We start from the raw sequence: 13185 nt of genomic DNA on the forward strand, positions 1-13185 counted from the left end.
TTCAGTTGTGGAAAAGCGCGCAAGGACGCGCGTGTAGGGGAGCGCCTGCGGGCGCAAAACTTAAAAAGGAGGGACACATGGCTAAGTTTGACATCATCGCCGCCACCGGTTGCCCGACCGGCATCGCGCACACCTTCATGGCGAAGGAGGCGCTGGAGAAGGCAGCTGCCGAGCGAGGTCTGACCATTAAGGTCGAGACCCATGGCCAGGTCGGTGTCGAGAACGAGCTCACCAAGAGCGAGATCGCCGGTGCCAAGGCCGTCGTCGTCGCAGCCGATAAGGATGTCCAGGCTGAGCGTTTCGCCGGCAAGCCCATGGTTTCCGTCGGTGTTTCCAAGGCCCTGTCCGTTGAGGCCGCCGGTAAGCTGATTGACCGCGCGCTCGCCGCCAAGGGCGACAGCACGGTTGCAGTCGCTGCCGATGTCGAGGACGAGACCGAGGAGAAGGAGTCCATCGGCCACGTCATCTACAAGCACCTTATGAACGGTGTCAGCCATATGCTGGTCTTCGTCGTTGCCGGTGGTGTCCTGACCGCCGTCTCGTTCCTGTGGGGCATTACGTCCTTCGATTCGACGGCGTCTGACTACAACAGCTTTGCTGCGATGCTGAAGATCATCGGCGGCATCGCCATGAACCTCATGGTTCCGGTGCTTTCCGCCTACATCGCCGAATCCATCGGCAAGCGCCCGGCGCTCGTCCCCGGTTTTGTTGCCGGTATGATCGCCATCCAGGGCCTGCCTGTTAACGCCGAGACCGGCATGATCGACGCCGGTGGCGCCGGCGTGGGCTTCGGCTTCCTGGGCGGCATCGTCGGCGGCTTCCTCGCCGGCTATGTCATCCTGCTGCTCGAGAAGGTCTTTGCCGGTCTGCCCAAGAACCTAGACGGCCTCAAGGCCATCTTCCTGTACCCGCTGTTCTCGACGGCTATCGTCGGCCTGGTCATGCTCGGCATTTCGGGCCCCATGGCTGCCATCAACACCGCCATGATGGACTTCCTCAAGGGCCTGTCCGCCTCTGGCGCCGTTGTCCTGGGTCTTGCCATCGGCTGCATGTGCGCCTTTGACATGGGTGGCCCGGTCAACAAGGCTGCTTACGTCACCGGTACTGCTATGCTCACCGAGGCACTGGCTGCCGGCGTTGGCACCGATACCTACAACTTCGGCACCAACTTCATGGCTGCCGTCTCTGCCGCCTGCATCGTTCCGCCGCTGATCACTACCTTCGCTGTCGTTGTCGGCAAGAAGTACTTCAGCCAGGAGGATCACGACGCCGGTATCGTCAACCTCATTCTTGGTTGCACCCACATCACCGAGGGCGCCATTCCGTTCATGACCAAGAACATCTGGCCGGTCATGCCCATCATGATGCTCGGTTCCTCCATCGCCTCGATCCTGACCATTATGTTCAACGTCCACGATCCGGCGCCCCACGGTGGCTTCCTGGTCCTGCCCGTTGTCGAGAACGGTCCGCTGTGGGTCCTCGCGATCCTCATCGGCGCTGTGGTCGGTGGCATCCTGTTCGTGGCCTTCAAGAAGTACGACTTCGAGAAGAATCAGAAGGCCGCTCCTGTAGCCAAGCCGGTTGAGGCTTCCAAGGCCGCTGCCGTTGAGGCCCCTAAGGCCGAGGCTGCCGACTTCGTGAAGGTTGAGAATGTCTTTGTCGCCGAGGACTTCGCTTCTCGTGACGAGGCTCTGAGCTTCGTTTCCAACCAGGCTGTCAAGGCCGGTATCGCCAGCGACGCCGACGCTGTGATGAACGCCTTCCTGGCCCGCGAGGCCGAGGGCACCACGGGCATGATGGAGGGCTTCGCCATCCCGCATGCCAAGTCCGACGCCATTACCGAGGCCGTCGTCATCGTCGTCAAGGACGAATCCGGCGTGACCGGTTGGGACACCATGGACGGCGCTCCCGTCAACGTGGCTATCGCCCTGCTCATCCCCGGTGCACAGGCTGGCACCACGCACCTCAAGATCCTGTCCAAGGTCGCCGAGGCGCTCATGGACGAGGACTTCCGTGGCACCGTCAAGGGTTCCACCGACGCCGCCGAGATCGCCAAGACGATCAACGCCCGCCTGGTCTAATCCCACAGTACGCGAATAACATCGCCCCCTGTAACAAAGGCGAGGACTCCACCAGGAGCCCCCGCCTTTTTCATACAGCCCGGCACTTAGGGACGTTCCATTCCTGCCGGCACCCCGGGACACTCCTCAGTCCTCAAGTTGGGCATACAAAGCCCCATCAACCGGATCTCACATACGAACAGTAATTCAGCCAGAATTCCTTTCGTACGATATTTCTTGGACCGACTCAGTTATCGCAGCTCGCCTGCCGGGCGGGGCGGTTAAGTTTGTCGCGAGTTCCGCACGCAAAGGAAAGCACTTAATGTGCTTTCCGTCTTGCGCAGGACTGTAGAGCAGCAAACTTAACCGCCCCGCCCGGCAGGCGAGCGGACAGGACAGACAACTGTCCAACAATTCGTGCGAAACACAATGAAAAACAGTTTGATGTGAGTTAATATAAACAACGTCGTGAATCTGACTCCTGCCACATGCATGACAGGGGTTAAACACAAAAAAGGAGTCAACTATGGTTTCTGAGAAGGCTACCCTCGTTAATCCTCAGGGTCTGCACATGCGTCCGGCTGGTCTGTTTGCCTCCACCATGGGCAAGTACGCCTGCGACGTGACGGTCGTCACCCCCGAGAAGGAGGTCAACGGCAAGTCCCCGATGGCCCTCATGGCTGCTGGTATCCCCTGCGGCACCGAGGTCGAGGTCAAGTGCGACGGCGCCGACGAGGCCGAGGCTCTGGCTGCTGCTATCGAGCTCATCAAGAGCGGTCTTGGCGAGTAGAACTCAAACGGGTCGCATGTTGAACAATTAAGTTCATACTTGGGGGCGCAGTGACCTGTATCAAGGTAGCTGCGCTCTTTTGTCATGGATATGGCAAAACGCTTTATCACATGGCACGGAGAGAGGAATGGGAATGTATCAGGGAGTCAACGCATCCGAGGGCATCGGAATCGGCACCGTTATGGTCGCCGTCGATCCCGACTTGACGTTTGAGCCGCACGAGGTTGCTGATTCGGCAGCAGAGAAGGAACGCTATCAGACCGCTCTTTCGGTCTTCTGCGAGAAGACTCAGGCTCAGGCCGACCACATGAAGGAGACGGTGGGCGAGGCCGAGGCCGAGATCATGAGCGGACACATTGTCCTGGCTCAGGATCCGGGCATGACCGACGCCATCAACGCCGCCATTGACGGCGGCACCTGCGCCGAGCAGGCGCTCATGGACACCTCGACCATGTTCGAGAACATGTTCCTGTCCATGGACGACGAGATGTTCCGTCTGCGCGCGGCCGACATCGCCGACATCCGTACCGGCATTCTGGCCGAGTTGCTGGGTAAGGAGGTCGTCGACCTCTCCGTCCTGCCCGAGAACACCGTCGTTGTCGTGCACGACCTCACGCCGTCCATGACCGCCACGATCGATAAGGCGCACGTTGCCGGTATCGTCACCGAGACTGGTGGCCGCACGTCGCACTCCGCAATCATTGCGCGCGCCCTCGAGATCCCGGCTGTCCTTTCGGTTTCCAACAGCTGCACCGCACTGCGCAACGGCATGACCGTTGTCGTCGACGGTGGCAAGGGTATCGTCGAGGCCGATCCCGATGAGGAGACGCTCGCCGCTTACACTGCCAAGGCCGAGGCTTTCGCTGCCGAGAAGGCGGCTCTCGAGGCCTTCCGCGGCAAGCCGTCCGTGACTGCCGACGGCATCAAGAAGATCATTGCCTGCAACATCGGCAACCCCGATGACGTGCCCAACGCGCTCGATCACGACGCCGAGGCTATCGGCCTGTTCCGTTCCGAGTTCCTGTTCATGGACTCTGCTGAGCTTCCTTCCGAGGAGGAGCAGTTCAACGCCTACCGTAAGGTCGCCAGCGCGCTCAAGGGCGCTCCGGTCATCATCCGCACGCTCGATGTGGGTGGCGACAAGGAGATTCCGTACCTGCACATGGTCAAGGAAGAGAACCCCTTCATGGGCTTCCGCGCCGTGCGTTACTGCCTGGCCAACCCCGACCAGTACAAGGTCCAGCTCCGCGCCCTGCTGCGCGCCAGCGCCTTCGGTGACGTCAAGATCATGATCCCGCTCGTCACCTGCGTCGAGGAAGTCTTGGCTGTCAAGGAGCTCGTCGAGCAGTGCAAGGCCGAGCTGACCGAAGAGGGTCGCAAGTTCAACGAGAACATCGAGGTTGGCATCATGGTCGAGACGCCTGCCGCCTCGCTGCTCGCTGACCGCCTGGCCGAGGTCGCCGACTTCTTCTCCATCGGCACCAACGACCTGATCGGCTACACCATGTGCGCCGACCGTGGCAACGACACCATCTCCAACCTGTACCAGGTTTACTATCCCGCCGTGCTCCGCTCGCTCAAGAACATCATCGAGAGCGGCGTGAAGGCCGGCATCATGGTCGGTATGTGCGGCGAGGCCGCTGCCGATCCGTTGCTCGAGCCGCTGCTGATCAGCTGGGGCCTGGAGGAGTTCTCGATGAGCGCTCCGTCCATCCTGCGCGCCCGCAAGACCATCAGCCAGTGGACCAAGGCCGAGTGCGACGAGCTCGCCGAGAAGGCGCTCGCCTGCAACACCGCTGCCGAGGTCAAGGCACTGCTCGAGTCCGCAGCTCGCTAATTTGGTATCAGAGGTAACCGCGTGGTTGGAATGGGCCGGCCACGCGGCCCTCACATATACAGGGGGTACTGTAAATGTTCTACACGCTAACCGCTAACCCGGCTGTCGACATGACGGTTTCGAGCTCTCCGCTCGAGCCCGACGAGAACGTCCGCACCGGCTCGGCCAGCTACACGGCTAACGGCAAGGGCCTCGACGTGTCCTTCGCCTTTAAGAAGATGGGCGTCGACACCGTCGCGCTCGGTTTCTTCGCCGGCTTCACGGGCAAGTTCATCGTCGAGGAGGTCATGAACCTGGGTTGCCTCTGCCGCCCGGTCTGGACCGACGGTATCACGCGCATCAACACCTACGTCAACGATGGCCAGCACGAGTACGGCATCCTGAACCCCGGTGCTCCGATCACGCCGCAGCATCAGGAGGAGCTCTACAACATCCTGGACACCGCGGGCGACCTTGAGTGCCTGATCGTCTCCGGCTCCGTGCCTCCCAAAGCTACGCCCGACTTCCTGGCTCAGGTCATGGAGCACGCTCAGGCCCGTGGCGCCGACGTCGTCCTGGACCTGTCCTCCGACAAGCTCAAGGAGCTCGCTCACAAGAAGCCGCTGCTCATTAAGCCGAACCATCACGAGATGAAGGCTATCTTCGGCGTGCCGGTCGACACCGACGACGAGGTCCGCGTTGCCATGAAGCTGGCTCACGAGGCCGGCGTCCAGAACGTGCTGCTCACCCGTGGTAGCCGCGGTGACGCTTACTTCTCCAACGGCGAGGACATCTGGTATGCCAAGCGTGAGTTCAACATCAAGCTTGTCTCTTCCGTCTGCGCCGGCGACTGCACCCTCGCTGCGTTCCTGCACAAGTGGTACAGGGATCGCGACAACGTCGAGGAGGCCATGAAGCTCGCTATGGCCACCGGCGCCAACGTTGCTGAGTCCGTCGGCATCGGCGACTTTGGTCACGTCGACGAGTACAGCAAGCGCGTTGCCGTTCGCAAGCTCGATCGCAAGTAAGCGAAACACGACAAACTCGTGCGCATACGGCGTCCCGGTTTCGACCGGGGCGCCGTTTTTTGTCCCACTCGAACCTCGGAGCCGCGCTTCACGCGTTCCACACCGTTCACCGAGTTGTTGTAGCCTTTTGCCGAAGCGTGGAATATACTTTCATTAATACGTTGCTTCGTGAAAGGAACATTCATGATTTACACGCTTACTGCAAATCCCGCTATTGACTACAACATCTCCTGCGATGGCTTGTCCGCCAACACCGTTACCCGCACCCGTAACGCTGTCTACACCCCCAACGGCAAGGGTCTCAACGTTTCGTTTACGCTCGACCACTACGGCGTCGACACCACGATCCTGGGCTTCTTCGCCGGCTTCTCGGGTGAGTATATCGTTAAGGGCGCCGAGGCCCTGGGCGTGCCCGTCAAGCCCGTGTGGACTGACGGCATCACGCGTGTCAACGTGTTCCTCAATGCCGGTCCCGACACCGAGTACAACATGGTCAACGCCGGTGCCGCCATCAACGAGGCCAACGAGCAGGAGATGTTTGAGCTGATCGATTCGCTCGAGGACATGACCTGCCTGGTCATTAGCGGCTCGCTGCCCCCCAACACCTCTGAGGGCTTCCTGGCCGAGGTGCTTCGCCGCGTTAAGGCAAAGGGCGCCGAGTTCGTGCTCGATATTTCGAGCCATCAGTTGGCCGACCTCATTGCTATGGAGCCGCTCCTCATTAAGCCTAACGACGACGAGCTGCTCGACATCTTTGGCATTAAGGTGAGCGGCGGCGACGATGAGTCCGTCAAGGCTGCCATGGCCGAGCTGCATGCCAAGGGCGCCAAGAACGTGCTGTTGACCCTGGGTGGCGCCGGCGCGTACTTCTCCAACGGCGAGCACATCTGGTTTGCCAACCGTACCTTTGAGGTCAAGCTGCTGTCGACCGTTTGCGCCGGTGACTCTTCGCTGGCCGCCTTCCTGTCCGTGTGGCACGACGCTCCCGAGCGCGTCGAGGACGCCCTGCGCCTCTCGATGGCCACCGGCGCCAACGTGGTCGAGTGCCCGGGTCTGGGCGATTTTGCCAAGGTCGATGAGTATCAGAAGGGTATTGCAATTCGTCAGGTTTGCTAGTTCCGGCACCTTGCCTGAATAGTTCAATTATTTCGCATCCGTCTTAGACCAGGACGGATGCGTTTTTGTTTATCGGACTTGCGTGTGCAGTGGAGGCTGTTTCTTGCTAGACTTCTTGCAGACGCAATCGATAGCCAATTTGATAGTCGCAGGAGGCCATAGGCATGTGCAATGTTTCGCTCAACGGTACGCAGCCGACCGATGCCTCTATCCGTGTCCTGCGTGCGCTTGAGGCAGCAGGTCTTGAGGCTTGGTACGTGGGCGGTTGGGTACGTGATGCCCTGATGGGACGCCCCAGCCACGATGTTGACATGTGCTGCAGCGGCCTGTGGCAGGAGTCCAAAGAGGCGCTCGAAGCGGCTGATATTGCCGTGGTTGAGTCGGGCATAAAATTTGGCGGCATCACGGCTATTTGCGATGATGAGCGCATTGAGGTCACCACCTACCGCCTAGACGGCTTTTACACCGACGGCCGCCATCCCCAGAGTGTGGAGCGTGCGGCGTCGCTTGAGGACGATCTGGCGCGTCGTGACTTTACCGTTAACGCTATGGCCTGGCATCCCGATCGTGGTCTTGTCGACCGCTACGATGGTCAGGGCGACCTAGACCGCAAGCTCATCCGCGCCGTTGGAGATCCCAAGCGTCGTTTTAACGAGGACGCGCTTCGCATGCTGCGCGCGGTGCGTTTTGCCTGCCGTCTGGATTTTATGATCGAGCCTAAGACTAAACAGGCGCTTGCCGAGTGCGCGCCGCTGCTCGATGCTGTGGCGCGCGAGCGCGTGGGCATTGAGCTCGAGGGTATCCTTTCGACCGGCCATGGGGGAGACGCGATGCTGCGCTACCCCGAGCTTGTTTGCGCCGCCGTGCCCGAGCTCGCGTCCGCTCGCGGGTTTGATCAACGCAGCGTCTATCATGCGTTTAACGTCTACGAGCATATCGCCCGCGTGCTGACGGTGGCAGGGGAGCTGGCGCTGTGCGACGGCGTCGCGCCCTCGTCGAGCCTTATGTGGGCTGCGTTTTTGCACGACGTTTCCAAACCCGAGTGCTTTACGGTCGATCACGACGGCAGCGGCCACTTCTACGGTCATCCCGAGCTCGGCGCCAAGAAGGCGCGTGTCATCATGGATCGCCTGGCGCTCTCGCACGATTTGGTGCGCGATGTGTGCCTGCTGATCAAATACCATGACAAGCCGCTGCGCCCCGAGCGCTCCTGCCTGCTCAATATGATGCGCGCGCTTTCGGGCGAGGGTGTCGATACGCCGCGTCTGATGGACGAGCTCATGGACCTTAAGCGTGCCGACACGCTCGGCAAGGCGCCCTCGTGCTTCTATTACGTCGAGACGATCGAGGAGATGCGTACGCTCGCCCACGATCTGCTGCAGGCGGGGGAGCCCTATACACTCAAGATGCTTGCCATCAATGGTGGCGATCTGATCCGCGCCGGCGTCAAGCCGGGGCCGGAGCTGGGGCAGCTTCTCAACGCTGCCCTCGACGCCGTGATCGAGGACAACATCCCCAACAACCGCGAAGCCCTCCTGGCTCATCTCAACTTGAACTAGCTAACCAGTTGACCTGCGCGTTCCATAACCTGCCGACAATTTTTTCGGCAATTTGGAATTTCTTCTTGCGCTGATGTTTTTTGTCCCGTAATATATTTCCTCGCAGCACGGCAGTGCAGATGTCATGTGGCCCGTTCGTCTAGCGGTTTAGGACGCCGCCCTCTCAAGGCGGAGATCACCAGTTCGAATCTGGTACGGGCTACCACTTCTTTTCTGCTGAGGCTTATGGCCCGTTCGTCTAGCGGTTTAGGACGCCGCCCTCTCAAGGCGGAGATCACCAGTTCGAATCTGGTACGGGCTACCATGAATTTGAGACCCGGACTTCCCACGGAAGCCCGGGTTTTTTATTTCCGAGCAAACCATCTGCAATTCCCATTTGGCCCATAGCTTTACGTTCTGCTTGTGGCCCTTGCGGGTACAATATGCAAGATATTTGGACGGTCAGAAGGAGCCTCATGACGGAGTCCTCTCAGCATACATCTAAGCCCCAGGTCGAGGTTGAGGCCTCGGGCGGCGATGACAACAAGGGTGCACGCCGCGGTGCCATTTTTATCGGCGTCGTGCTGGTTGGCTATATCGTTTATCTGATTGTGACCGGTCAGATGGGACAGTTCTGGGCTGCCATGTCGAGCGTTCAGGCGCCGTGGCTCGTTGCTGCATGCTTTTGCATGTTCCTGTACCTGTTCTTTGGCATCGTCGCCTATGCGATCGCCGTCTGGCTCGATCCCAATTCGCCCGTCGGCATTCGCGACCTGATCTCGGTCGAGGCGAGCGGTATCTTCTTTGGCAACCTGACGCCCATGATGATGGGCTCTACGCCCGCCCAGATCTACCGCCTGACCAAGGCAGGCCAAAATGTCGGCGAGGCCGGTGCCACGCAGTTCACGCGCTTTATCGTGTATCAGTTTGGCCTCGTTGCCTGGGGCGCCATTCTGCTGCTTGCCCGAATGCCGTTTTTCGCCGAGCGCTATGGCGACATGACGCTGCTGTGCGTCTTTAGCTTTGGCGGTCACTGTTGCATTCTGCTTGGCATCTTTGCCGTCGCGCTCATGCCCAAGACCGTCACGCGCGTCGCGCACTGCATCATCAATTGGCTCGAGCGAATGGGCGTCTCGGCCACCAAGATTGAGGGCTGGCGTACGTTTGTCGACGGCGAAATCTACTCTTTCTCCGAGAAGTTCAAGCTTTCAGCCGGCCACTTTTCGTCCATGCTGCTCACGGTGGTCATCACCATGTTGCAGCTCGCGTTTTTCTACCTCGTGCCGTATTTCCTGATGCTTGCCTTTGGCCACCACGAAGTCGACTTTTTCTCGGTCATGGCCGCGAGCGCCTTTGTTCAGCTCCTGAGCTCTGCTGTTCCCCTGCCCGGTGGCACCGGCGGTGCCGAGGGTGGCTTCGCGCTGTTCCTGGGTCATTTCTTTGGGTCGGCGTCGACCGCCGGTTATCTGCTGTGGCGCCTCATTACATTTATTGCGCCGACCATTTTGGCTGCGCCCCTGCTGGGCCTTAAGAGCGCCCACAACGAGAGCATCCATGCGCGCTGGGATCGCGTGATGCGCAAGCTCGGCCGCGAGCCTCAGACGCCCTCTGCGCCCACTAAGCCGCACCCCACGAATGCTGTTACCGTTGATCCCAGGAAGCACGCTCAGAAGGCTTCTGGGACCGCTAAGCCGGCTCATAAAGCCTATGTGCGCCGGACGGGCGACGGTATCCGCGTATCTCCGTCGGCGCTCAATAAGAAGAAGCACCCTAAGTCGCGGTAGGGCAGTCGTGCGTTCTTCATGATGCGGGGCATATTTGAGCTGTATGGGGGATAATCCTCTTACGTAGATTATCTCTCATCTGTTGATGAATGCCCTCTTATCGAAGGGACACGCCCATGGCAACCAGCAAACCGCGCCTTGATCGCCGCATCGTTCGCAGCCGTAATGCCATCCTTTCCGCTTTCGAGCGCCTGCTCATGGAAAAGCCGCTGGCAGACATTACGGTGAGTGCCATCGCGCGCGAGGCCAATGTCGACCGCAAGACCTTTTACGTTCACTTTGGTACGGTTGATGGCCTGCTCGATGCCATTGCCGTCGATGTGGTGGAGATGATTGTCGACTCGGTCGAGAAAACGCTTGCTTCCATGGACGGCGACACCAACGAGCGCGCTCTGGGCGCGGCGGCGACCTTCTTTAAAACCGTTAACGAGGCACTGTGCAACAACTTGGTGCTCAATCGTCAGCTGATCGAGAACATTCCGCTCGATGATTTTATGGCTCGTCTTCGTGCGCCGCTCGAGCACGAGATTGCCGAGCGCGATCTGCTGCCCCAAGGCCTCAAGGACGAGATGTTCGACTACTATCTGGCGTATTTGCTGTCCGGTATCATCGGCATCTATCGCACGTGGGCGCTGTCTGACGGTTCGGTTCCCATCGAGCGTGTCTCGGAGGTTGCTAATAATCTGACGTTGAGCGGTCTTTCGAGTTTGGAATCTCGCTTGGATTAGGTCTAGTTGGGCTCGTCGGCGTGGAAATTCCTGTTTACGAGGTTCTCCGGCGCCTTGTAGACCTCGCCGGCGTAGGAGCTGTAGCCTGAGGATCCTTAAAAGAAAGTCCAGTTTATCCTTTCCACCCCAAATGGGAATCCTCCGATGCGCCTTCGCACGCTCGCATGACCTCGATACCGTGCGAGCGTGCGAACTCGACGAGCTCTGCGTTGCGGGCGTTTATGGTGCCGAAGGCGGCGGGACACACGATAAGGCGCGCGCAGTGGACGAGGAGCTCTTTGGCGCGGGCTATGGTTCTATCCCCGATCGGCTCGAAGGCGCGCTCGGCCACGCATTCCGCCGCCAGGTCGCGCGCGAGCTCGCAGTCGATGTCCCCTTCGTGCAGAACGCCCGTGTAGAACGCCTTGCCCTGCCGGATGAGCTGGCGAAACACAGCCGACCCCGTACCTGCGCCGGCGATGACGAACGTGTGCGCATCGCCGTGCGGGCGTCCAATTTCCACGCTGCCGAAGCGCTCGTTGAAGGTGCCATGTTGAAGGCCGTAGAGCTCGCCAATCGTCTCGCGCGTGAATATGTCCTCGGGTGCGCCGGCGCGGAAGACTCGGCCGTCCTTCACGCAAATCACCTTGTCGGCGCTTTTCTGCGCGAGCTCGAGTTCGTGGATGGACATGATGACAGCCACATTCCGCGATTTCGCAAGGTGGCGAAGTATTCGCAGCAGGTCGATCTGGTAGCGGATATCGAGATACGACGTGGGCTCGTCGAGCACGAGCACACGCGGATCCTGCGCGATGGCGCGTGCGAGCATGACGCGCTGGCGTTGCCCGTCGCTTATCTGCATAAAGTCGCGCTCGGCGAGCTCTTCCACATGTGCGGTTTTCATGGCCTCGTCGACCCGACTATGGTCGTCGGGCGAGAGTGTGCCCATTCGCCCGGTGTAGGGGTGCCTTCCCGCCTCTACGACATCGCGGCAGGTGAGGAGCTCGGTCCGGGGGCGATCTGTCAGCATAACCGCAAGGTTCCTTGCAAACTCCGCCGTCTTCCATCGGGAAATCTCCCGCCCGTCGAGCTCGACCGCGCCGGCAAGCGGTGCCAGATGGCGTGTGATGGTTTTCAAGATGGTCGACTTGCCCGAGCCGTTCGGCCCGATGAGCGCCACGACGTCGCCCGCGCGAACCTCCAGATCGACGCCTTCGACTACGACCTTCTTGTCGTAGCCCGCCGACAGGTCGCTTATGTGGAAAAGCGGCGCTCCGTCAGCCTGCGTTTTGGGCCGCGGCACGAATTCCCCCATCTACCTCACCCGCTTCTTCAACATGAGCGCGATAACCACCGGAGCGCCGAAGATGGCGGTGACGGCGCTGATGGAAAGCTCGACGGGAGAGAACAGCGTGCGCGCGATCAAATCGCAGCCCGCGCAGAAGATGGCGCCTCCCAAGAAGCACGCAGGAATCACGCGGATGGGCTTCGACGACTTTAGCGCCGACTTCACGAGATGCGGAACCGCGATGCCTACGAACGACACCGGACCAGCGAACGCGGTCACGCAGGCGGAGAGCATGCTCGCTAGAAGGACGAGCACCACGCGGAAGCGTTCGACGTTCACGCCGACGCTTTTCGCGTAGGCTTCTCCCAGCTGGAAGGCGGAAAGGGGCTTCGATATCGCGAATACGCATGCGCTCACGGTGATCACCACGACCGCGATGATCGCGATGTCGTCCCAGCTCGAACCCGAGAAGCTACCCAAAGACCAGTTGTGCAGGTTCACGATGGACTGGTCGTCGGCGAAGGCGATGAGGAAGTTCGTCGCCGCCGAGCAGATGTATCCCACCATGACGCCCGCCACGATGAGCATGGCCATGGAACTTATGCGCCGTGCGATGAGGAGCACGAAGCCGATGGTGATAAGCGAGCCCAGAAACGCTGCGGCCACCATGGCCGGCGAGGACATGGCCTGGTTCGCGCCTAGAAGTACGATCATCGTAAGCGCGACGACGAACTTTGCGCCCGAGGAGACGCCCAAGATGAACGGGTCGGCGATGGGGTTGTTGAAAAACGTCTGCAGCAGGAACCCGGAAAGCGAAAGTGCCCCGCCGAGAAGCACGGCTGAAAGCACGCGCGGCAGGCGAATCTCCCAGATGACCTGGCTTTCCATGGAATTGGCCGCGCCGCCCGAAAGGATGCCGGGGATGTGGTCTGCGGGCACGAGCACGCTCCCGATGCACAGGTTGGCCCCGACGAGCACGATGAGGGCAACAGCGAGCAGCGCCGTCACGACGCGACACCGCGCGGCGCGCCCCGATTCGTCGTATGCCATGGAAAGCC

10 protein-coding genes and 2 tRNA genes are annotated in these 13185 nt (G+C 60.3%); 10 read left to right on the plus strand and 2 right to left on the minus strand.

Features of this window, described 5'->3' with window-relative positions:
- Positions 1-77: 77 nt before the first annotated feature.
- The 10 genes from DXA43_RS02730 (at position 78) to DXA43_RS02775 (ending at position 10860) form a co-directional block, all read left to right on the plus strand.
- Positions 78-2081, plus strand: a complete 2004-nt coding sequence (locus tag DXA43_RS02730; RefSeq protein WP_117806189.1) for a fructose-specific PTS transporter subunit EIIC — start codon at positions 78-80, stop codon at positions 2079-2081.
- Positions 2082-2586: 505 nt separating this feature from the next.
- On the plus strand, positions 2587-2850 hold the full coding sequence (locus DXA43_RS02735; RefSeq protein ID WP_022094575.1) for an HPr family phosphocarrier protein: 264 nt from the start codon (positions 2587-2589) through the stop codon (positions 2848-2850).
- 133 nt (positions 2851-2983) lie between these two features.
- Positions 2984-4687, plus strand: a complete 1704-nt coding sequence (gene ptsP, locus DXA43_RS02740; RefSeq protein WP_099431685.1) for a phosphoenolpyruvate--protein phosphotransferase — start codon at positions 2984-2986, stop codon at positions 4685-4687.
- Positions 4688-4761: 74 nt separating this feature from the next.
- Positions 4762-5694: a 1-phosphofructokinase family hexose kinase gene (locus DXA43_RS02745; RefSeq protein ID WP_055250439.1), complete on the plus strand. Its 933-nt coding sequence runs from the start codon at positions 4762-4764 to the stop codon at positions 5692-5694.
- Between the two features lie 183 nt (positions 5695-5877).
- Complete coding sequence (locus tag DXA43_RS02750) at positions 5878-6810, plus strand: 1-phosphofructokinase family hexose kinase (RefSeq protein ID WP_117806190.1); 933 nt, start codon at positions 5878-5880, stop codon at positions 6808-6810.
- A gap of 164 nt (positions 6811-6974) precedes the next feature.
- On the plus strand, positions 6975-8369 hold the full coding sequence (locus DXA43_RS02755; RefSeq protein ID WP_117806191.1) for a CCA tRNA nucleotidyltransferase: 1395 nt from the start codon (positions 6975-6977) through the stop codon (positions 8367-8369).
- Between the two features lie 128 nt (positions 8370-8497).
- Positions 8498-8574: transfer RNA gene (locus tag DXA43_RS02760), tRNA-Glu, on the plus strand.
- Positions 8575-8596: 22 nt separating this feature from the next.
- Positions 8597-8673, plus strand: a tRNA-Glu gene (locus DXA43_RS02765).
- A gap of 151 nt (positions 8674-8824) precedes the next feature.
- Entirely contained in the window at positions 8825-10132 is a 1308-nt protein-coding gene (locus DXA43_RS02770; protein ID WP_117806192.1) for a lysylphosphatidylglycerol synthase transmembrane domain-containing protein, read from the plus strand.
- 116 nt (positions 10133-10248) lie between these two features.
- On the plus strand, positions 10249-10860 hold the full coding sequence (locus DXA43_RS02775) for a TetR/AcrR family transcriptional regulator (RefSeq protein WP_158564927.1): 612 nt from the start codon (positions 10249-10251) through the stop codon (positions 10858-10860).
- Between the two features lie 112 nt (positions 10861-10972).
- Here DXA43_RS02775 and DXA43_RS02780 read toward each other — a convergent pair whose 3' ends face one another.
- Together DXA43_RS02780 and DXA43_RS02785 are read right to left on the minus strand one after the other, a co-directional pair.
- On the minus strand, positions 10973-12142 hold the full coding sequence (locus DXA43_RS02780) for an ABC transporter ATP-binding protein (RefSeq protein WP_117806194.1): 1170 nt from the start codon (positions 12140-12142) through the stop codon (positions 10973-10975).
- A 12-nt stretch (positions 12143-12154) separates the two neighbouring features.
- Complete coding sequence (locus DXA43_RS02785; RefSeq protein ID WP_117806195.1) at positions 12155-13177, minus strand: iron ABC transporter permease; 1023 nt, start codon at positions 13175-13177, stop codon at positions 12155-12157.
- Positions 13178-13185 lie beyond the last annotated feature (8 nt).

The sequence above is a fragment of the Collinsella sp. OF02-10 genome (genome assembly GCF_003463445.1).
Classification (GTDB): domain Bacteria; phylum Actinomycetota; class Coriobacteriia; order Coriobacteriales; family Coriobacteriaceae; genus Collinsella.

Coding starts and splice junctions, on each gene's coding strand:
- DXA43_RS02730 (WP_117806189.1), top strand. CDS start 78: ATGGCTAAGTTTGACATCATCGCCGCCACCGGTTGCCCGACCGGCATC.
- DXA43_RS02770 (WP_117806192.1), top strand. CDS start 8,825: ATGACGGAGTCCTCTCAGCATACATCTAAGCCCCAGGTCGAGGTTGAG.
- DXA43_RS02775 (WP_158564927.1), top strand. CDS start 10,249: ATGGCAACCAGCAAACCGCGCCTTGATCGCCGCATCGTTCGCAGCCGT.
- DXA43_RS02750 (WP_117806190.1), top strand. CDS start 5,878: ATGATTTACACGCTTACTGCAAATCCCGCTATTGACTACAACATCTCC.
- DXA43_RS02755 (WP_117806191.1), top strand. CDS start 6,975: ATGTGCAATGTTTCGCTCAACGGTACGCAGCCGACCGATGCCTCTATC.
- DXA43_RS02735 (WP_022094575.1), top strand. CDS start 2,587: ATGGTTTCTGAGAAGGCTACCCTCGTTAATCCTCAGGGTCTGCACATG.
- ptsP (WP_099431685.1), top strand. CDS start 2,984: ATGTATCAGGGAGTCAACGCATCCGAGGGCATCGGAATCGGCACCGTT.
- DXA43_RS02785 (WP_117806195.1), bottom strand. CDS start 13,177: ATGGCATACGACGAATCGGGGCGCGCCGCGCGGTGTCGCGTCGTGACG.
- DXA43_RS02745 (WP_055250439.1), top strand. CDS start 4,762: ATGTTCTACACGCTAACCGCTAACCCGGCTGTCGACATGACGGTTTCG.